An 18,702-nucleotide genomic window follows, 5' to 3' on the forward strand; every position below is an offset into this window, starting at 1 on the left:
AAAAGGGTACAAGCCTGTGGCCTGGCCCCTTGAGGCTGGGGCCTTCTGGCTTAGACTCAGGACATGACCGAGCGGTCAGCCCTCCTCTACCGCCTCCTCCCGTACCTCTCTCCCTACCGGGGGCGGTATCTCCTGGGGGTCTTGGCGGGCTTGGCCTCCATCTTCTTCTTCGTCCTGGGGCCCTACTTCCTGCGCCTCGCCGTGGACGCGGTGGGCCGCGGAGGACCCTACGGGCGGTACGCCCTTTACCTCCTCCTTGCCGCCTCGGCCTCGGCCCTGCTTTCCTACGCCATGCGGCGCCTTTCGGTGGTGGCGAGCCGCCTGGTGGAGTACGACCTCAGGCGGGACCTCTTCCACCACCTCCTCCGCCTGGACCGGAGCTTCTACCAGGGTACCCGGGTGGGGAACCTGATGAACCGCCTGAATACCGACCTCTCCGCGGTGCGGGAGATGGTGGGCCCGGGGATCATGATGGGAAGCCGCCTTTCCTTCCTGGTCCTCCTGGCCTTCGGCTCCATGTACGCGGTGAACGCCCGCCTGGCCTTTTACCTCACCCTGATCCTGCCCGTCATCGCCCTCTTCGTCTTCTACCTGCTCAGGCTGGTGGACCGCCGCTACCGCGAGGCCCAGGAGGCCTTTGACCAGATCAGCACCCTGGCCCAGGAGGCCTTCAGCGGCATCCGGGTGGTGAAGGGGTATGCCCTAGAGGGCCGGATGCTTTCCCGCTTCCAAGACCTCAACCGGGTCTACGTGGAGAAGAGCCTGGCCCTGGCCCGGGTGGAGGGCCCCATGCAGGCCCTCTTGGGCTTCCTCATGGGGTTCGCCTTTCTCGCCGTTCTTTGGGTGGGGGGAGGGATGGTGGTCCGGGGGGAGATGACCGTGGGCCAGCTGGTGCAGTTCAACGCTTACCTGGCCCAGCTCACCTGGCCCATCCTGGGCCTGGGCTGGGTCATGGCCATGTACCAGCGGGGGCTCACCAGCCTGAAGCGCCTCCTGGAGATCCTGGACCAAAAGCCCCGCATCCGGGACGAGGACCCCTTGCCCGTGGGCCTAAAGGACCTCTCGGGGGAGGTGCGCCTGGAGGGGGTGGGGCTTGAGCTCGGGGGGCGCTGGGTCCTCAAGGACCTCACCCTCACCGTCCCCGAGGGCATGACCCTGGGCATCACCGGGCGCACGGGTTCGGGCAAGAGCCTCCTCGCCGCCCTCATCCCCCGCCTTCTGGACCCCACGGAGGGGCGGGTTTGGGTGGGGGGGTACGAGGCGCGGCGCCTGCCCCTCAAGGTCCTGCGCCAGGCGGTGGGGGTGGCCCCCCAGGAGCCCTTCTTGTTCAGCGAGACCATCCTGGAAAACATCGCCTTCGGCCTGGAGCGGCCGGACCCTGAGCGGGTGGAGTGGGCGGCGCGGCTCGCCGGGGTCCACGAGGAGATCCTCGCCTTCCCCAAGGGGTACGAGACCGTCCTCGGGGAGCGGGGCATCACCCTCTCCGGGGGCCAGCGCCAGCGGGTGGCCCTGGCCCGGGCCCTGGCCAAGGGGCCCAAGATCCTCATCCTGGACGACGCCCTAAGCGCCGTGGACACCGAGACCGAGGCCAGGATCCTCCAAGGCCTAAAAACGGTCTTGGGGCGGCAGACCACCTTCCTCATCTCCCACCGCACCGCCACCCTGCGCCACGCCGACTGGATCGTGGTCTTGGACGGGGGGAGGATCGTGGAGGAGGGGACCCACGAGAGCCTCCTCGAGGCCGGGGGGCTCTACGCCGAGCTGGACCGCATCCAGCGCATGGAGGAGGTGGAGGGGTGAACGAGGAGACCGCCTACACCAAGGCCTTTGACCGGGCGCTCTTCGCCCGGATTCTCCAGTACGTGAGGCCCTACCGCTTCCAGGTGGGCCTGGCCCTTCTCTTCCTCCTCCTCACCACCCTCACCGCCGCGGCCACCCCCCTCTTCTTCAAGTGGGCCATAGACGGGGCCTTGGTGCCAAAGGAGCCCAAGCCCCTCCCCGAGCGCTTCCAGCTCCTCCTTTGGGTGAGCCTGGGGTTCCTCCTGGTGCGGGGGGTGAACTTCGCCGCCACCTACGGCCAGACCTACCTCATCCAGTGGGTGGGGCAGCGGGTCCTTTTTGACCTGAGGAGCGCCCTCTTCGCCAAGTTCATGCGCCTCCACCCGGGCTTCTACGACAAAAACCCCGTGGGCCGCCTCATGACCCGCATCACCTCCGACGTGGACGCCATCAACCAGTTCATTACGGGAGGGCTCGTGGGGGTCGTCGCCGACCTCTTCACCCTCTTTGGCCTCCTCGCCTTCATGCTGACCTTAAGCCCCAGGCTCACCCTGGTGGTCCTCCTGGTGGTCCCCGTCCTCCTCTGGGTCACCGCCTGGGTGCGGCAGGGGATGCGCGCCGCCTACCGGGAGATGCGCCTTAGGCTTGCCCGCCTGAACGCCGCCCTCCAGGAAAACCTCTCCGGGGTGGAGACCATAAAGCTCTTCGTGAAGGAGAAGGAGCGGGAGGAGAAGCTGGACCGCTTAAGCCGGGACCTCCTTTGGGCCTGGGTGGAGATCGTGCGCTGGTTCGCCCTCTTCTTCCCCGTGGTGGGCTTCCTCGGCGATCTTGCCGTGGCCAGCCTCATCTACGTGGGGGGCGGCCAGGTGGTGCGGGGGGCGGCCTCCTTGGGGCTTCTGGTGGCCTTCGTGGACTACACCCGCCAGCTCTTCCAGCCCCTCCAGGACCTCTCGGACAAGTTCAACCTCTTCCAGGGGGCCATGGCCAGCGCCGAGCGCATCTTCGGCGTCTTGGACACGGAGGAGGAGCTCAAGGACCCGGAGAACCCCAAGCCCATCCTGCGCTTCCTCGGGGAGGTGGAGTTCCGGGACGTCTGGCTGGCCTACACCCCCAAGGGGGTGGAGCCCACGGAGAAGGACTGGGTCCTAAGGGGGGTTTCCTTCCGCATCCGCCCGGGGGAGAAGGTGGCCCTGGTGGGGGCCACGGGGGCGGGGAAGACCAGCGTGGTGAGCCTCATCGCCCGCTTCTACGACCCCCAGCGGGGCGAGGTGCGCATAGACGGGGAGGACGTGCGGAACTACCGCCAGGAGGACCTTCGCCGCCACATCGGCATCGTCCTCCAGGACCCCTTCCTCTTCTCCGGCACCGTCTTGGACAACCTGCGCCTCTTTGACCCCTCCATCCCCGAGGAGAAGGTGGTGGAGGTGGCGAGGTTTTTGGGGGTCCACGAGGCCATCCTGCGCCTGCCCCAGGGGTACCGCACCCTCCTTGGGGAGAGGGGGGCGGGGCTTTCCACGGGGGAGAAGCAGCTTCTCGCCCTGGTGCGGGCCCTCCTCATGAGCCCCGACATCCTCCTCATCCTGGACGAGGCCACGGCCAACGTGGACTCCGAGACCGAGGCCCGGCTGCAACAGGCCCTCTACCGGGCCATGGAGGGCAGGACCTCCATCCTCATCGCCCACCGCCTCTCCACCATCCGCCGGGTGGACCGCATCCTGGTCTTCCGCAAGGGGAGGCTTTTGGAGGAGGGGACCCACGAGGCCCTCTTGGCGAAGGGAGGGTACTACGCCACCCTCTACCGCCTGCAGTACGCGGAGTAGGCCATGACCTACCGGGAGGCCCTGGAGTGGCTCTTCGCCCAAAGGCGCACGGGGGAGCGGGGCACGGGCCGGGTGCGGGCCCTCCTCGCCCGCCTGGGCCACCCCGAGGGGGCCTTCCCGGCGGTGCACGTCCTCGGCACCAACGGCAAGGGGAGCGTGGTGGCCTACCTCGAGGCCGCCTTCCGCGCCCGGGGCCTCGCCTACGGGGCCTACACCAGCCCTCACCTCGTGGACTTCCGGGAGAGGATCCGCACCCACCTGGGCCTGGTGCCCGAGGAAAGGGTGGTGGCCTTCGTGGCGTGGGCCAAGGGGGAGGCCTGGGAGGAGCCCCCGGGTTTCTTTGACCTGGCCACTGCCCTTGCCTTCCTCCACTTCCGGGAGAGGGGGGTGGCCCTGGCCGCGGTGGAGGCCGGGGTGGGGGGGGAGAAGGACGCCACCAACGCCCTTCCCCGCGTGGTCCTCACCGTGCTCACCAACGTGGGGGAGGACCACCTGGAGGCCCTGGGGGGGAGCCTCGAGGCCGTGGCCCGGGAGAAGGCCGGGGCCTTCCGGGAAGGGGTCCCGGTGGTCACGGGGGCGAGGGGGGTGGGCCTAAAGGTGGCCCGAAGGGTGGCGGAGGAGCGGGGGGCGCCCCTTTTCGTCCTGGACCCCGAGGACCCCCTCTTCGCCCTCCCCGCCCCGCCCGGCCTCAAGGGGGCCTACCAGGAGGAAAACGCCCGCCTCGCCGCCGCCGCCCTGCGGCTTCTCGGCTTCCCCGAGGAGGCCATCGCCCGGGGGCTTTTGGAAGCGCGGCACCCGGGGCGGATGGAGCGCTTTTTGGTGGAGGGGGTGGAGGTCTACCTGGACGGGGCCCACAACCCCCCGGCGGCCGAGGCCCTGGCCCGGGAGTTTTCCGCCTACCACCTCCTCTTTGGCGCCTTTCCCCGGAAGGACGTGGGGGGTATTCTCGCCCACCTCCTTCCCAAGGCGAGGAGCGTCCGCTACGCCCGGGCGGGGGAGGGGGCCTTGGGGCCGGAGCTTGGGACCCCCTTCTTTGAGGACCCCCGGGAGGCCCTGGAGGAGGCCCTGGCGCGGGCCCGAGAGGACGGGGCCCCGGTGCTCGCCGCGGGCTCCTTGTACCTGGTGGGGCGGCTACTCGCGGTCCTCGGCCAGGACCCGGCCCGAGGGGTCGGCGAAGACCACCCGGCGGACCTTCTGTAGCTCCAGCACCACGTAGGGGCTGGTGAGGGCCTGGGTGACGATGGCCCCAGGCCTGGGAGAGGTGAGGGAGAGGACCACCCGGGCGGCCTCCCCGGCGTAGGTGACCCCGGCCACCTCGAGGCCGTACCCCCCCGTGGGCTTCAGGCCCCAGAAGAAGGCGGCCACGCTCCGGGTGCGGAAGTCCACCGCGGGGGTGGGGGGGCGGGGGAGGCGGTTGCCCGCCACGAGCCCCCAGACCTCGGCGAAGCGGCTGGGGTCGTTGGCCAGGAAGGCCCTGGGGGCCTCCTCCTGGTAGGCGGCGTTCACGCCCCGGTCCAGGACCCGGTAGAGGGGAGCAGGCGGGCTCACCAGCTCCACTTTAAGGCCGTACTGCACGAGGAGGGCCCCCGCCCGGTAGGCGTCGGGGGCGGGGTCCAGGCTGAGGGGCCGCAGGACCGGTTCGGCGAGCTCAAAGAGCACCACCTGCCTGCCCCCCCGCCGGGCCAGCACCTCCCGCAGGAGGACCCGGGTTTCGGCCTCGGTGAAGGCGTAGAGCTCGGGGGTGCGGTACTCGGCGGGCTGGGAGACCACACGCCTTTCCCCCTCCTTCATGCCCCCGGTGAGCCGCACCCAGCCCGCCCCGTCAAAGAGCCAGGTGGAGCGGAGGGCGGCCTGGGTACGCACCTCCAGGAGGCTTCCCGAGATTCCCCGCACCGCCTCGGCCGGGGGGCGGAGGGCGGGGCCCACCTCCCGGAGCACCGGGCTATCCCCTACCCAGAGGGCCCCAGGTACGGCCCAAAGGCTCTCCCCCTGGGGCCTTTCCAGCCGGAGGGTCCTCTCGGAGAGCCGCACCTCCCTGGGCTCCCCGTAGAAGTAGGTCCAGCGCTCCGTGGCCTCGGGGAAGAGGAGCTGGGCCTCGGCCACCCGGTAGCCCGAGCCTTCCAGTACCTGGCAGGCAGAAAGAAGAAGGAGGAGTGCCGCGAGAAGGCCTTTCCTCATGGCCCCATGATACCCCTTCGCCCCCCGCCTTCCGTTGAGGTTCCCTTTAAGTGTGCGCTGGCCGGACGGAGGTCGTGGGGAGGCCCGGCGTAACTTAGCGGCTCCTCGGGTCCAAGGCGTCCCGGAGGCCGTCCCCCAGGAGGTTGAAGGCCAGCACGGTGATCATGATGAAAAGCCCCGGGAAGATCATGGTCCAGGGGGCGTTCATGGCGTAGCCCCCCTTGAAGCTGTCGGCGATCATGGCCCCCCACTCGGGGGCGGGGGGCTGGGCGCCGAGGCCGAGGAAGCCCAAGGCGGCGGCCTCGAGGGTGGCCGTCCCGATGGACAGGGTGGCCTGGACCACGAGGGGAGGGAGGGTGCCCGGGAGGATGTGCTTGAAGAGGATCCGGCCGTTCCCCGCCCCCAGGGCCACGGCCGCCTGGACGAAGTCCTGCTCCCTCAAGGAGAGAACCATGGACCGGGCGAGGCGGATGTAGACAGGGATCTGCACCACGCCGATGGCGATCATGGCGTTTTGCAGGCTCGGCCCGGCCACGGCCACGATGGCGATGGCGAGGAGGGTTCCGGGAAAGGCGAGGAGAAGGTCGGCGAGCCAGCCGATGGCCACCTCCGTCCGCCCTCGGAAGAAGCCGGCGATGAGGCCCAAGAGGGTGCCCGCCACGAGGCCGATCCCCACGGAGAGGACCCCCACCTGGAGGGAGATGCGGCTTCCATGAAGGACCCGGGTGAAGATGTCCCGCCCCAGGTGGTCCGTGCCAAAGGGGTGTTCCAGGGAGGGGGGCTTGAGGCGGTTGAGGTAGTCGCGGTCCGTGGTGGGGTCGTAGGGCTTGAGCACCGGGATGAAGAGGGCGAGGAGGACCAGGGCCAGGGTGAGGGCCAGGCCCACCTTGCCCGAGGGCGACTTGAGGAACCGCTTGAGGGCTTGATGGGTAGGGCTTTCCATGGCTTACCTGTACTGGATGCGGGGGTCCAGAAGGGCGTAGGAGAGGTCCACCAGGAGGTTGATGAGGACGAAACTCGTGGCCACCACCAGTACCCCGGCCTGGACCACGGGGTAGTCCCGGTTCAGGATCCCCTCGTAGATGTAGGAGCCGATGCCGGGCCAGGAGAAGATGGTCTCGGTCAGGATGGCCCCGCCGAGGAGGGTGCCGAACTGGAGGCCCACGATGGTCACCACCGGCAGGAGGGCGTTCTTCAGGGCGTGCTTGAGGATCACCTGGCGCTCGGAGAGGCCCTTGGCCCGGGCGGTGCGCACGTAGTCCTGGGAGAGGACCTCCAGCATGGCGCTCCGGGTGATGCGGGTGATGATGGCCAGGGGGATGGTGCCCAGGGTGACGGCGGGGAGGACGAGGTGCCGCAGGGCGTCCCAGGTCACGTGGGGCTTCCCCGCGAGAAGGCCGTCCAGGAGGAGGAAGCCCGTGAGGGGGCGGAAGTTCAGGGCGAGGTCGGTGGAGAGCCGGCCTCCCGTGGGCAACCAGTGGAGGTTCACGGCGAAGAGATAGACGAGGAGGAGGCCGAGCCAGAAGACGGGCATGGACACCCCCACCAGGGAGAAGGACATGGAGAGGGTGTCCCATAGGGTGTTCCGCCGCACGGCGGCGAGGATGCCGATGGGGATTCCCAGGAGGACGGCGAGGGCGGTGGCGGCCAGGGCCAGCTCAAAGGTGGCAGGCCAGCGGCGCTTCAGCTCCTCGCCCACGGGAATGGTGGAGACGGCGCTCACCCCTAGGTCCCCGGTCAGCACGTTCCTGAGGAAGGTGAGGTACTGCACGTGGAGGGGGCGGTTTAGCCCGAGCTTTTCCCGTAGCGCCTGGAGCTGTTCCGGGCTGCCCCGCTCGCCCAGGATGGCCTGGGCGGGGTCCCCGGGAATGAGCTTGAGAAAAAGGAAGACCAGGAAGCTGATCCCGAAGAGGACCGGGACCAGTCCCAAAAGCCGTCTCAAAACGTAGCTTCCCATGTTTCCGCAAGAAGCCCGGACCCCCCCTAGGGGGGTCCGGGACCAAAGGGCCTAGCGCTTCTCCACCGTCTCAAAGGACTCGGAGCCCAGGGGGCTCGGGGTCCAGCCGGTCACGTTCTTCCGCTTGGCGAGGAGGGGCTGGGAGTGGACGATGGGGATGCGGAGGGCGAGGTTGAAGGTGAGCTCGTCGGCCTGCTGGTAAAGCCGCTTGCGCTCCTCGAGGCCTGGCGTGGTGGCCGCCTTGGCGAGGAGGTCCCCGAGCTCCTTCACACAAAGGGGCTTGCCGGCGCCGTCAAAGAGGTCGGCGATGGGGCAGGCGAAGTGGGGGTCGTAGAAGTTCTGAGGGTCGCCGTAGTCCCCGGTCCAGCCCAGCATGTAGGCCTGGAAACCGGGGGCCTTCTTCCGGTCCGCCAGGTAGCTGGCCCAGTCCTTGGTCTGGAGCTTCACCCGGATGCCGAGGGCGGAGAGGTCGGCGGCCATGGCCTCGGCGATCTCCTTGGGGGTGGGGAAGTAGGGCCGGGAGACGGGCATGTACCAGAGCTCCAGGTCAAACCCGTTCGGGTACCCCGCCTCCGCCAGGAGGGCCTTGGCCTTCTGGGGGTTGTACTCGTAGTCCGTCACCTTGGGCGACTGGAAGGCCTTCATGGAAGGGGGGGTGAAGTGGCCGTCCGTCAGGCCCAGCTTCCCCCAGAAGGCCTGGACGATGGCCTTCTTGTTGACCGCCATGGCGATGGCCTGGCGCACCCTGGGGTCGGAGAGGGGCTTGTAGGCGGGGTTTAGGGCCAGGTAGCCCACGTTGAAGGAGGGGCGGAAGACCGCCTGGAGGTTCGGGTCGGCCTCGAGGTCCTTGAGGTTGGCGGGGGGGATGTCGGTGGTGAAGTCAATGGTCCCGGCCTTGAGGGCCGCCAGGCGGGCGGCGGGGTCCTTGATGACCTTGATGACCACCCGGTCCATCTTGGGGAGGCCCGCCTTCCAGTAGGTGGGGTTCCTCTCCAGGACGATCTGCTCCCCAGGCCGCCACTCTACCAGCCGGAAGGGCCCGGTGCCCACGGCGCTTCCCGTGGGAGAGCCGTACTTGGCCCCGTCCTTCCTTATGGCGCTTGGGCTTGCGATGCCGAAGTAGCCCGAGCCGATGGCGGCGGGGAAGGCGGGGAAGGGCTGGGTGAGGACAAAGCGGATGGTGTACTTGTCTACCACCTGGATTTCCTTCAGTAAGGAGCCCTCCTCGCCCTTGAAACCGCCGAAAAGCTCGGGCCAGATCTCGTAGCGGGCGGCGGCGTCAATGCGGGTGGGGTTCTTGGGGTCCCACCAGCGCTCCACGTTGAACTTCACCGCCTCGGCGGTGAGCTCGGTGCCGTCTTGGAACTTCACCCCCTGGCGCAGGCGGAAGGTCCAGACCTTGCCGTCTTGGCTGCTGAACCAGCTGGTGGCTAGGCCGGCCGTGACCTCGGTGCTCCCCGGCTTGAAGTCCACCAGGGTGTCGTAGATCTGGCGCTGGACGTAGATGGAGATGCCGTCGGTGATGTTGCCGGGCTCGAGGCTCACCGGCTCCCCGTTGGCCCCGAAGACCAGGGTCTTCTGGGCCGCTCCGAGGCTCATCGCAACCAGGGCGCCTATGAGGAGTTTCTTCATACCCGCTCCTTTCCGGGGCGTGCCCCTTTGGGTACAGGCGAAGTATAAGGCGCCCCCGGCAGGGGGCGCAAGCGGAGGTGGGGTCTAGCCTTCCCCCAGGTAGGCCTTCTGCACCTCGGGGTTCTGGGCCAGCTCCTTGGCGGGGCCCGAGAGGGTGATCTCCCCCGTGGCGAGGACGTAGCCCCGGTGGGCGATCTGGAGGGCCAGACGGGCGTTTTGCTCCACCAGGAGGATGGTGCGCCCTTCCCGGTTGAGCTTTTGGATGATCTCAAAGATGAAGTCCACCAGCACCGGGGCGAGGCCCATGGAGGGCTCGTCCATGAGGAGGATGCGGGGGTTTTGCATCAGGGTCCGGCCGATGGCCAGCATCTGCTGCTCGCCTCCCGAGAGGGTACCCCCCTTCTGCTGGCGGCGCTCGTAGAGGCGGGGGAAGAGGCTATAGACCTCTTCCTTGCGCGCCTCCACCACCTTGCGGTCCTTCTCCAGGTAGGCCCCGATCTCCAGGTTCTCCTCCACGGTGAGGCGGGGGAAGATCTTCCGCCCCTCGGGCACGTGCCCCACCCCTAAGGCCACGATCTCGTGGGCGGGGAGGCGGTGGATAGGCTTACCCTGGAAGAGGACCTCGCCTTGTCTTGGCCTCACCAGGCCGCTGATGGTGCGCAAGGTGGTGCTTTTGCCCGCTCCGTTGGAACCGATGAGGGTGACGATCTCCCCCTCCTCTACCCGGAGGGAGATGCCCTTTAGGGCGTGGATGTGCCCGTAGTAGGTGTGGACGTCCCTGAGCTCCAAAAGGCTCATGCCGCACCCCCCGCCGCCCCCTTGCCCAGGTAGGCTTCGATGACCCGGGGGTTTCTCCGCACCTCCTCGGGGGTGCCCTCGGCGATCTTGGACCCGTACTCCAAGACGGCGATGCGGTCGGAGATGCGCATCACGAGGCGCATGTCGTGCTCAATGAGGACGATGGTGATGCCAAGCTCTTCCCGGAGCTTCTGGATAAACTCCTGGAGCGCTTCCGTCTCCTTTGGGTTCATCCCGGCGGCGGGTTCGTCCAGGAGAAGGAGCTTGGGCCTGAGCGCCAGGGCCCGGGCGATCTCCAGCTTGCGCTGCTCCCCGTAGGGGAGGTTCTTGGCCAGCTCGTCCTTCCGGTGGAGAAGCCCCACGTAGGCGAGGAGCCTTTCCGCCTCCTCCCGTGCCCGCCTCTCCTCCCTCCGGGCGAGGGCGGTGCGGAAGACCGCGTGGAAGTAGGGCACGCGGATGTGAACGTGCATCCCCACCAGGAGGTTTTCCAGGGCGGTCATGGCCCCGAAGAGGCGGATGTTCTGGAAGGTGCGTCCCACCCCCTCCTTGGCCACGCGGTCGGGGGGGAAGCCGGTGATGTCCTTGCCGAAAAAGAGGATCCGGCCTTCGTCGGGGGCGTAGATCCCGGTAAGGAGGTTGAAGAAGGTGGTCTTGCCCGCCCCGTTGGGGCCGATGACCGAGAAGATCTCCCCCTGGTTCACGGAAAGGCTCACCTGATTCACGGCCACCAGGCCGCCGAAGCGCTTGGTGACGCCATGGACCTCGAGGGCCTTCATGCTTCCTCCATCTCCGCCCGATGGCGCCTCTCAGGGATCAGCCCTTCCGGGCGGAAGATCATCATGAGCACCAGGATAAGCCCGAAGACCAGCCTCTCGTACTTGGCGGGGTCCACTTGGCTTGGGATCTGGGGGAAGCTGGTGCGCACGAACTCGCTGAAGGTCTTGAGGACGTCCAGGTTGAGGATGGTGAGGGCCGCCGCCCCCAGGATGGCTCCGGGGATGGAGCCCATCCCCCCCAGGATGACCATGGCCAGGATGGTGATGGAGGCCAAGAGGGTGAAGGACTCTGGGGAGACGAAGGTGCGCTGGGCGGCGTAGATCACCCCCATGACCCCCGAGAAGGCCGCCCCGGTCATGAAGGCCAGGAGCTTGGTGGGGAGGAGGGGAATCCCCATGGAGCGGGCGGCGGTTTCGTCCTCCCGGATGGCCACCCAGGCGCGGCCGAAGCGGGAGTTGGCGAGGTTGACGTTTACCAGGACCACCAGGCCGATCATGAGGAGGACCAGGAGGTAGAAGAAGAGCTGGTAGTCCGTGGTCTGATCCAGGCGCACGCCCAGATGGGCCATGAGGTTGCGGAACCAGCCTATAGGGGGGCGCACGACGGGGGTGATGCCTTGGGGTCCGTTGGTGAAGTTGATGGGGTGGTCCAGGTTGTTGGCCAGGATGCGCACCACTTCCCCAAGGCCCAGGGTGACGATGGCCAGGTAGTCCCCCCTTAAGCGCAGGGCGGGCAGGCCGATGAGAAGGCCGGTGAGGGCGGTGGTGACGATGGCGATCCCCATGAAGAGGTACATGTACTCCCCGGGCAGGGGGAAGTTGCCCCTCATGAAGTTCCTGGCCTGTTCCGAGCCGAAGATGGCCCAGGTGTAGGCCCCCACGGCGAAGAAGGCGGCGTAGCCCAGGTCCAGAAGCCCTGCCATCCCCACCACCACGTTGAGGCCCAGGGCCATGGCGGCGTAGATGCCGATCTGGATGCCCAGCTCAAAGACGAAGGTGTTGGCGAAACCCGCGACGGGGACAGAAAGAAGGAGGATGGCCAGGCCCAGCAGGACCCGGATCCAGGTGGGGATCCTGGGCAGGGTGGTCAGGGCCACCAGGACACCCACCAGGCCGATGAGGCCCAGGGTGTTGCCGGAGCGCTGGAGACCCAGGGTAAAGGCCAGGGTGAGGAGGGCAAGGTTTAGGGCGCGGGCGTTCGGGGTAAGGCGGGCGAAGGCGGTGTAGAGGAGGGCGCCTAGGCCGAAAAAGTTGCTCAAGGCTCCTGGGGTGAAGAAGGCGAGGGCCAGGTAGCCCAGGCTTAGGGCGAGGGCGAGGGCGTTCATACCTTCTCCTTGACCACCTGCCCCAGGAGGCCCTGGGGCCGCAAGAGGAGGATGAAGATAAGGATGAGGAAGGCCACCACGTCCTTGTACTCGGTGCCGAAGTTGCCGTTCGTCAGGATGGGCAGGTAGGTGCCGAAGAAGTTTTCCAGCTGGCCGAGCACCAAGCCCCCCAGCATGGCTCCGGGGATGTTGCCGATACCGCCCAAGACCGCGGCGGTGAAGGCCTTGATGCCCGGCAGGAAGCCCACGTAGGCGTTCACCGTGGTGTACTGCAGGGCGAAGAGCACCCCGGCCACCCCGCCCAAAGACCCGCCGATGAGGAAGGTGCGGGAGATGATGCGGTCGGGGTCAATGCCCATGAGGCTGGCGGTGGAAAGGTCCTGGGCCACGGCGCGGATAGCTACCCCGAGCTTGGTGCGGTTCACCAGGTAGGTGAGACCCACCAGCATGGCCATGGAGACCCCGATGAGGATGAGGGATTTGGTCTGGATGAAGATGGCCCCACCGAAGAGGTCAAAGGAGCCCTCGAGGTCCTCCACGGTGCGCATGCGCAGGAAGAACTCGTTGTGCCAGAGGCCCTCGATGAGGCGCACCAGGTCCTGGAGGATGAAGGAGACCCCGATGGCGGTGATGAGGGGGACCAGGCGGTTGGTGGTACCCCGCTTCCTCAAGGGGCGGTAGGCGAAGCGCTCCACCAGGATGGCCGTTCCCCCGGCCAGGGCCCCGCCCAGGAGGAGGGCGATGAGGAGGAGGAGGAAGCCGTTTGGCACCTTTGGGGCCAGGTAGCGGAAGACCTCCACCCCCACCACGGCCCCGATCATGAAGATCTCGGAGTGGGCGAAGTTGATGAGCTCCAGCACCCCGTAGACCATGGTGTACCCCAGGGCCACCATGGCGTAGACGAACCCCAGCACCAGGCCGTCGAAGATCACCTGGGGCAGGATGGAGAGGATCTGCTCTAGCAAGGGACCTCCTTTCTTCGGGCCAAGGGGGTGGCCGGGAGGCCACCCCCTCCAGGCGTCCCCTCGAGTTTACTTGGGGGCCGCCATCTCAATCACGCGGATGAGCTTGTTGTCGGCCCAGTTGCCGCTCGCGGCCACCTGCATGACGAAGTACTTGGCCTTCTTGTTGTCCCCCTTGTCGTCAAACTCGATGGTGCCAGTGAGGCCCTCCATCTTGACCTTGCGGACCTCCTGGCTCACCTGCTCCCGGGTGGGCTTCTTGCCCCCGGCGGCCTTGATGGCGTTTTCCAGGGCCATCAAGATCACGTTGGCGGAGTCGTAGGCGTAGATGCCGAAGCCCTCCATGTCCTTGCCGTACTTCCGCTTGAAGCGCTCGGCCACGGCCTTGGCCTTGGGGAAGGCGGAGACAGGGCCCGCCACCGTGGTGTAGAAGGTGCCGGCGGCGCTCTCCTTGCCCGCCAGGCGCACGAACTCGCTGGCGTCCAGGCCGTCGCCGCCCATGAGGCGGACCTTCACGCCGCGCTCGCGGAGCTGCTTCACGAAGGGCCCGATCTGGCTGTAGATGCCCCCGAAGTAGACGAGCTCGGGAACGGGCCTCGCCCCCCGGATCTGGTTGATGATGGGGGTGAAGTTGGACTGCTCCTCGGTGCCCACGAAGGCCACCGCCTTACCGCCCAGGGCCTCGAGGCGCTTCTTGAACTCCTCCGCCAGCCCCTGGCCGTAGGCGGTCTTGTCGTGGATGACGAAGACGTTCCGCACCTTGAGGTTGTTGAAGGCGTACTCCGCCCCCACGGGCCCCTGCACGTCGTCGCGCCCGCAGATGCGGTTCACGTTGGGAAGCCCGCGGTCCGTGACCCGGGGGTTGGTGTTGGCGGGGGAGACCATGACCAGCCCCACCCGGGCGTAGACCTCGCTGGAGGGGATGGCCACGCCGGAGTTCAGGTGGCCCACCACGCCCAGGATGTCGGGGTCGTTGATGATGCGGTTGGCGTTGGCCACGCCCACGTCGGGGTTGGCCTGGTCGTCGTAGGGCACCAGGACCAGGTCAAAGCCTAGGGCCTTGAACCGGGCCTTGGTCTCCTCGATGGCCAGCTCCGCCCCCAGCTTGATCTGCTCGCCCAAGGCGGCCTGGGGGCCGGAGAGGGGGGACTGGGTGGCGATCTTGATCACGTTGGCCTGCCCCAAGGCCATGCCCAAGGCAACCGCACCTGCTACCAGAAGCCCGATTTTCCTCATACCGACCTCCTTAAGCACGCGCTCGCGTTGCGGCCCTATTCTAAGGGGGGGGTAGGTGGGTTTGTCAATGCCCCGCTGTAAGTTTATTCCTGACCCAAGGGTCACCCCCCGCCCGGGGCAAGGCGGGGGGCCGGATACCCGGGGTCAGTATGTGGCCAGGTACTGGTCCAGCTCCCACTGGTGAACCGTGACCCGGTAGTCGTCCCACTCCATCTGCTTGGCCTGGAGGAAGTGGGTGTAGACGTGCTCCCCCAGGGCTTCCCGGATCACGGGGTCTTTCTTGAGGGCCTCGAGGGCCTCCCTGAGGGTCCCGGGAAGCTCCCGGATCTTGTGCTTCCGCCTTTCCCGCACGCTCATCTGGTAGATGTTCCGCTGGATGGGGGGCGGGGGGAGGAGCTTCCGCTCTATGCCGTCCAGGCCCGCGGCGGCCATGACCGCCAGGGCCAGGTAGGGGTTGGCCGAGGGGTCGGGCATCCGGAGCTCGGCCCGTGTGCCCACGCCCCGCCGCGCCGGGATGCGGATCATGGCGGAGCGGTTGGAGGCGGACCAGGCGATGTTGGTGGGGGCCTCGTAGCCGGGGGTGAGGCGCTTATAGGAGTTCACCAGGGGGTTGGTGATGGCCACCATGCCCTCGGCGTGCGCCAAGAGCCCGGCGATGAAGTGGAGGGCCGTCTGGGAGAGCTGGTACTCGGCCTTGGGGTCATAGAAGGCGTTCTCCCCGCCCTTGAAGAGGGAGAGGTGGGTGTGCATGCCGCTTCCGTTGATGCCGCGCATGGGCTTGGGCAGGAAGGTGGCGTGGAGGCCGTGGTTGAGGGCGATCCGCTTCACCACCCACTTGAAGGTGGCGATGTTGTCGGCGGTGGTGAGGGCGTCGGCGTACTTGAAGTCAATCTCGTGCTGGCCTGGGGCCACCTCGTGGTGGGCGGCCTCGATCTCAAAGCCCATGGCCACCAGGGCGTTCACCATGTCCCGGCGGGCCTCCTCGCCCTTATCGATGGGGGCCAGGTCAAAGTAGCCCGCCCGGTCGTGGGTCTCGGTGGTGGGGAGGCCCTCCGGGGTCCTGAGGAAGAGGAAGAACTCGGGTTCGGGACCGGCGTACAGGTTGTCAAACCCGAGCTTCTTCAGACGCTCTATCTGGCGCTTGAGGACGTGGCGGGGGTCCCCCTCAAAGGGGCGGCCGTCGGGGTAGTGGACGTCGCAGATGAGCCGCGCCACCCGCCCCCGGGCGGAATCCTCCACCAGGTCGGGGAGGACGACGAAGGTGTTGTAGTCCGGCCTTAGGAGCATGTCCGACTCCTCGATGCGGGTGAAGCCCTCAATGGAGGAGCCGTCAAACATGATCTCCCCGTCCAGGGCCTTCTCAAACTGGGATTCCGGCACCTCCACGTTCTTGACCACGCCCAGGATGTCGGTGATCTGGAGCCGCAAGAACTTGACCTTTTCCCCCTTGAGCGCCTTTAAGATCTCGGCCTTGGTGTGCCCCATTTTCGCCTCCTTGCGCGACCGATCGGGCTAAAGCCGAGCTTTAGCCCGGATCTTGCCGCCGAGTGTACAAGCAAAATGTGCTTAGTGTCAAGGGATAGCCACACGCCAAGCCAAATACGCCGGAACGAATAGTCATGCGGCCCTCTTGACGCCGCCCTGAAGGTCTGAGGGTAAACTGGTCGCGGAGGTGAGGCGGACATGAAACGGCGGGAGGTATTGAAGGCGGGTATGGCCCTGGGGGGTCTGGCCGGGCTCGGCCGGGCCCTGGCCCAGGGAGGCTTCACCCTGACCCTGGTCCACACCAACGACACCCACGCCCACCTGGAGCCCGTGGAGCTCACCCTCTCCGGCAAGAAGACCCCGGTGGGAGGCGTGGCCCGCCGGATCGCCCTCTTTGACCGGCTTAGGGCCTCGAGGCGGAACCTCCTCTTCCTGGACGCGGGGGACGTCTTCCAGGGCACCCTCTACTTCAACCAGTACCGGGGCCTGGCGGACCGCTACTTCATGCACCGGGCCCTCTACCGGGTCATGGCCCTGGGGAACCACGAGTTTGACCTGGGCCCAGGGCCTTTGGCGGACTTCCTCAAGGGGGCGAGGTTCAAGGTGGTCTCGGCCAACGTGGACGCAAGCCAGGAGCCTCGCCTGAAGGGCCTCTTCGCCCCCTACGCCGTGGTGGAGGTGGGCGGGGAGCGGGTCGGGGTCATCGGCCTCACCACCCCCGACACCAAGGAGATCGCCAACCCTGGGCCCACCGTGGCCTTCCTGGACCCCTATGAGAGCGCCCAGAAGGCGGTCTACGAGCTCCTCGCCAAGGGGGTGAACAAGATCGTGGTCCTCTCCCACCTGGGCTACGCCGAGGACCTGAAGCTCGCCCGGAGGCTCGTGGGGGCCCAGGTGATCGTGGGGGGCCACTCCCACACCCTCTTGGGGAGCTTCCCCCACAAAGAGCTCGCTCCCGCCGGGCCCTACCCCACGGTGGTCAAGAACCCCGAGGGGAAGGACGTCCTGGTGGTGCAGGCCTGGGAGTGGGGGAAGGTGGTGGGCCTTTTGGAGGTCACCTTCGGGGCCAAGGGGGAGCTTCTCGCCTACAAGGGGGAGGCCCTCCTCATGACCCCCGAGGCCGCTCCCGAGGACTTCTTCGCCAAGGAGGCCCTCCTGGCCTACGCCCAGCCGGTGATGGCCCTCATGAGCCAGGTGATCGCCGAGGCCAAGGTGGACCTGGTGGGGGAGCGGGCCGTGGTGCGGAGGCGGGAGAGCAACCTGGGGAACCTCATCGCCGACGGCATGCTCTGGAAGACCAAGAGCGCCGGCACCCAAATCGCCCTGCAAAACGGCGGGGGCATCCGGGCCTCCATCCCCAAGGGCCCCATCACCGTGGGCAAGGTCTACGAGGTCCTGCCCTTCGGGAACACCCTGGTGGTGATGGACCTCAAGGGCAAGGAGGTCCTGGCCGCCCTGGAGAACGGGGTCTCCCAGTGGGAGAACCAGGCGGGCCGCTTCCTCCAAGTTTCGGGCCTGCGCTACGCCTTTGACCTCGCCCGCCCTGCGGGGAGCCGGGTGGTGCGGGTGGAGGTGAGGACGGAGAAGGGGTACGTGCCCTTGGACCTCGAGGCCACCTACCGCGTGGTGGTGAACAACTTCATCGCCAACGGGGGGGACGGCTTCGCCGTCCTCAAGGAGGCCCAGGGCTACCGGGTGGACACGGGCTTCTCGGACGCCGAGAGCTTCATGGACTACCTGAAGGAGCTCAAGGCGGTGGAGGCGGGCCTGGAAGGGCGGATTGAGGTCCTGAACGAGCCCAAGGGGGAGCGCCCCGCCTACTTCGCCTACCGGGTGCCGGGGCTCGTGGGGGTGTAGCCCCAAAGGACGCCCCCCGGGGAAGCCTCCCCGGGGAGGTTTTCCCTTCTTCTTTATCCGGCTGGGGCGAGGACGAGGACCGGGTCCCCCACCCGCACCGCCCCGCCCTGAAGGACCCGGGCGTACACCCCCCGCCCCCCGTAGAGGAGCTTGGGCAGGCGGAGGTCAAACTGGGAGAGGCTCTTGCACACGGTGCAGACGTGGGAAAGCTGAAGAAGGGCCTCCCCCACCCGAAGCCTCGCCCCTGGGGGCAGGGCGTGGGGGTCCAGGTCCAGGAGGAGGTTCTCCCCCAGGGCCCCGAAGGGGAGCTCTATCCCCGCCTTCTGGGCCTTCTCGTAGGCGGGAAGCCCCGCCACCAACACCGCCCGGTCGGGGTCCTTCCCAGCGTGCCGGTCCCCTTGGGCCCCGAAGCCCGCCACGAGGATAAGCTCCTCCACCTGGGCCTTGGGTAGCCCCGGCCCCGTGCCCAGGTGGAGGGAGAGAACCCGGTTCATTCCTTGCGGGTCTCAGGCGTGAAGTGGGCCTGCAGGTAGGCGACGATCTGCTTGGCCGCGTCCTCGGGGATCTGGGCCCCGTAGGTCTTGATCATCTTGGTGACCTCGGCCTCCCAGGTGGCGGCGGGAAGGGGAGGCTGCATGGGAATGTAGGTCACGCTGTGGCACACCTGGCAGTAGGAGAGGACGAGCTCCTTGCCAGGGCCGTCGGGAAGCTCGGCGGTGTAAAGGGGCCAAGCCCCGACCCGGTAGACGCTGCCCTCGCTGGGCTGGGCCGGGGCGGGCTGGGTGATGGTGCCGAGGGTGCCGCCCGTGTAGTTCCCCTGGACCACCCCCGGGATCTGCGCCACGCCTAAGCCGAGGGCCAGCAGGGCCGTGAGGGTCAGCCAACGACGCTTCATCG

Annotated in this window: 16 protein-coding genes; 4 read left to right on the forward strand and 12 right to left on the reverse strand. The window is 67.7% G+C overall.

The window, feature by feature from the left end; translation table 11 throughout:
- The first annotated feature begins 63 nt into the window (after nt 1–63).
- Genes ABJK26_RS08865 through ABJK26_RS08875 form a run of 3 tightly spaced genes read left to right on the forward strand, consistent with a single transcriptional unit; the run spans nt 64 to nt 4,799 of the window.
- Nucleotides 64–1,800, forward strand: a complete 1,737-nt coding sequence (locus ABJK26_RS08865) for an ABC transporter ATP-binding protein (RefSeq protein ID WP_347241923.1) — start codon at nt 64–66, stop codon at nt 1,798–1,800.
- Nucleotides 1,797–3,599, forward strand: coding sequence for an ABC transporter ATP-binding protein (locus tag ABJK26_RS08870; protein WP_347241924.1), 1,803 nt, complete (start codon nt 1,797–1,799; stop codon nt 3,597–3,599). The genes ABJK26_RS08865 and ABJK26_RS08870 overlap by 4 nt, the downstream gene beginning before the upstream one ends.
- A gap of 3 nt (nt 3,600–3,602) precedes the next feature.
- Nucleotides 3,603–4,799 carry a cyanophycin synthetase gene (locus tag ABJK26_RS08875; protein WP_347241925.1) on the forward strand — a complete coding sequence of 399 codons (1,197 nt, stop codon included), beginning with the start codon at nt 3,603–3,605 and terminating at the stop codon, nt 4,797–4,799.
- On the opposite strand, the gene ABJK26_RS08880 is transcribed toward ABJK26_RS08875, so the two are convergent.
- The 10 genes from ABJK26_RS08880 to glnA all read right to left on the reverse strand — a co-directional run bounded on the left by ABJK26_RS08880 (nt 4,731) and on the right by glnA (nt 15,948).
- A complete protein-coding gene (locus tag ABJK26_RS08880; protein WP_347241926.1) occupies nt 4,731–5,777 on the reverse strand; it encodes a protease complex subunit PrcB family protein in 1,047 nt (348 codons plus the stop codon). The two genes, ABJK26_RS08875 and ABJK26_RS08880, sit on opposite strands and share 69 nt — an antisense overlap.
- A gap of 94 nt (nt 5,778–5,871) precedes the next feature.
- On the reverse strand, nt 5,872–6,720 hold the full coding sequence (locus ABJK26_RS08885) for an ABC transporter permease (RefSeq protein WP_347241927.1): 849 nt from the start codon (nt 6,718–6,720) through the stop codon (nt 5,872–5,874).
- A gap of 3 nt (nt 6,721–6,723) precedes the next feature.
- Nucleotides 6,724–7,734, reverse strand: coding sequence for an ABC transporter permease (locus tag ABJK26_RS08890; RefSeq protein ID WP_347241928.1), 1,011 nt, complete (start codon nt 7,732–7,734; stop codon nt 6,724–6,726).
- Nucleotides 7,735–7,785: 51 nt separating this feature from the next.
- A complete protein-coding gene (locus ABJK26_RS08895) occupies nt 7,786–9,366 on the reverse strand; it encodes an ABC transporter substrate-binding protein (RefSeq protein ID WP_347241929.1) in 1,581 nt (526 codons plus the stop codon).
- 84 nt (nt 9,367–9,450) lie between these two features.
- Nucleotides 9,451–10,164, reverse strand: coding sequence for an ABC transporter ATP-binding protein (locus ABJK26_RS08900; protein ID WP_347241930.1), 714 nt, complete (start codon nt 10,162–10,164; stop codon nt 9,451–9,453).
- A complete protein-coding gene (locus ABJK26_RS08905) occupies nt 10,161–10,940 on the reverse strand; it encodes an ABC transporter ATP-binding protein (RefSeq protein WP_347241931.1) in 780 nt (259 codons plus the stop codon). Before ABJK26_RS08905 ends, ABJK26_RS08900 begins: the two co-directional genes overlap by 4 nt.
- Nucleotides 10,937–12,265, reverse strand: a complete 1,329-nt coding sequence (locus ABJK26_RS08910; protein WP_347241932.1) for a branched-chain amino acid ABC transporter permease — start codon at nt 12,263–12,265, stop codon at nt 10,937–10,939. The genes ABJK26_RS08905 and ABJK26_RS08910 overlap by 4 nt, the downstream gene beginning before the upstream one ends.
- A complete protein-coding gene (locus tag ABJK26_RS08915) occupies nt 12,262–13,230 on the reverse strand; it encodes a branched-chain amino acid ABC transporter permease (protein ID WP_347241933.1) in 969 nt (322 codons plus the stop codon). Before ABJK26_RS08915 ends, ABJK26_RS08910 begins: the two co-directional genes overlap by 4 nt.
- Nucleotides 13,231–13,296: 66 nt before the next feature.
- Complete coding sequence (locus tag ABJK26_RS08920) at nt 13,297–14,463, reverse strand: branched-chain amino acid ABC transporter substrate-binding protein (protein ID WP_347241934.1); 1,167 nt, start codon at nt 14,461–14,463, stop codon at nt 13,297–13,299.
- Between the two features lie 144 nt (nt 14,464–14,607).
- Nucleotides 14,608–15,948, reverse strand: coding sequence for a type I glutamate--ammonia ligase (gene glnA / locus ABJK26_RS08925; RefSeq protein ID WP_347241935.1), 1,341 nt, complete (start codon nt 15,946–15,948; stop codon nt 14,608–14,610).
- 198 nt (nt 15,949–16,146) lie between these two features.
- On the opposite strand from glnA, the gene ABJK26_RS08930 reads away from it, so the two are divergent.
- Nucleotides 16,147–17,805, forward strand: coding sequence for a 5'-nucleotidase C-terminal domain-containing protein (locus ABJK26_RS08930; RefSeq protein WP_347241936.1), 1,659 nt, complete (start codon nt 16,147–16,149; stop codon nt 17,803–17,805).
- Nucleotides 17,806–17,858: 53 nt separating this feature from the next.
- Here the strand turns inward: ABJK26_RS08930 and ABJK26_RS08935 are convergent, their stop codons facing one another.
- Together ABJK26_RS08935 and ABJK26_RS08940 are read right to left on the reverse strand one after the other, a co-directional pair.
- Nucleotides 17,859–18,299 carry an MOSC domain-containing protein gene (locus ABJK26_RS08935; protein ID WP_347241937.1) on the reverse strand — a complete coding sequence of 147 codons (441 nt, stop codon included), beginning with the start codon at nt 18,297–18,299 and terminating at the stop codon, nt 17,859–17,861.
- Nucleotides 18,296–18,700: a cytochrome c gene (locus ABJK26_RS08940; protein WP_347241938.1), complete on the reverse strand. Its 405-nt coding sequence runs from the start codon at nt 18,698–18,700 to the stop codon at nt 18,296–18,298. Before ABJK26_RS08940 ends, ABJK26_RS08935 begins: the two co-directional genes overlap by 4 nt.
- Nucleotides 18,701–18,702: the final 2 nt, after the last annotated feature.

Source organism: Thermus sp., from assembly GCF_039793865.1.
Taxonomy (GTDB): Bacteria; Deinococcota; Deinococci; order Deinococcales; family Thermaceae; genus Thermus.

Bases quoted from the DNA above. Each gene is read 5' to 3' on its own strand.
- ABJK26_RS08920 (WP_347241934.1), bottom strand. From the start codon at position 14,463: ATGAGGAAAATCGGGCTTCTGGTAGCAGGTGCGGTTGCCTTGGGCATG.
- ABJK26_RS08940 (WP_347241938.1), bottom strand. From the start codon at position 18,700: ATGAAGCGTCGTTGGCTGACCCTCACGGCCCTGCTGGCCCTCGGCTTA.
- ABJK26_RS08935 (WP_347241937.1), bottom strand. From the start codon at position 18,299: ATGAACCGGGTTCTCTCCCTCCACCTGGGCACGGGGCCGGGGCTACCC.
- ABJK26_RS08890 (WP_347241928.1), bottom strand. From the start codon at position 7,734: ATGGGAAGCTACGTTTTGAGACGGCTTTTGGGACTGGTCCCGGTCCTC.
- glnA (WP_347241935.1), bottom strand. From the start codon at position 15,948: ATGGGGCACACCAAGGCCGAGATCTTAAAGGCGCTCAAGGGGGAAAAG.
- ABJK26_RS08880 (WP_347241926.1), bottom strand. From the start codon at position 5,777: ATGAGGAAAGGCCTTCTCGCGGCACTCCTCCTTCTTCTTTCTGCCTGC.
- ABJK26_RS08885 (WP_347241927.1), bottom strand. From the start codon at position 6,720: ATGGAAAGCCCTACCCATCAAGCCCTCAAGCGGTTCCTCAAGTCGCCC.
- ABJK26_RS08865 (WP_347241923.1), top strand. From the start codon at position 64: ATGACCGAGCGGTCAGCCCTCCTCTACCGCCTCCTCCCGTACCTCTCT.
- ABJK26_RS08895 (WP_347241929.1), bottom strand. From the start codon at position 9,366: ATGAAGAAACTCCTCATAGGCGCCCTGGTTGCGATGAGCCTCGGAGCG.
- ABJK26_RS08905 (WP_347241931.1), bottom strand. From the start codon at position 10,940: ATGAAGGCCCTCGAGGTCCATGGCGTCACCAAGCGCTTCGGCGGCCTG.
- ABJK26_RS08900 (WP_347241930.1), bottom strand. From the start codon at position 10,164: ATGAGCCTTTTGGAGCTCAGGGACGTCCACACCTACTACGGGCACATC.
- ABJK26_RS08930 (WP_347241936.1), top strand. From the start codon at position 16,147: ATGAAACGGCGGGAGGTATTGAAGGCGGGTATGGCCCTGGGGGGTCTG.
- ABJK26_RS08910 (WP_347241932.1), bottom strand. From the start codon at position 12,265: ATGAACGCCCTCGCCCTCGCCCTAAGCCTGGGCTACCTGGCCCTCGCC.
- ABJK26_RS08875 (WP_347241925.1), top strand. From the start codon at position 3,603: ATGACCTACCGGGAGGCCCTGGAGTGGCTCTTCGCCCAAAGGCGCACG.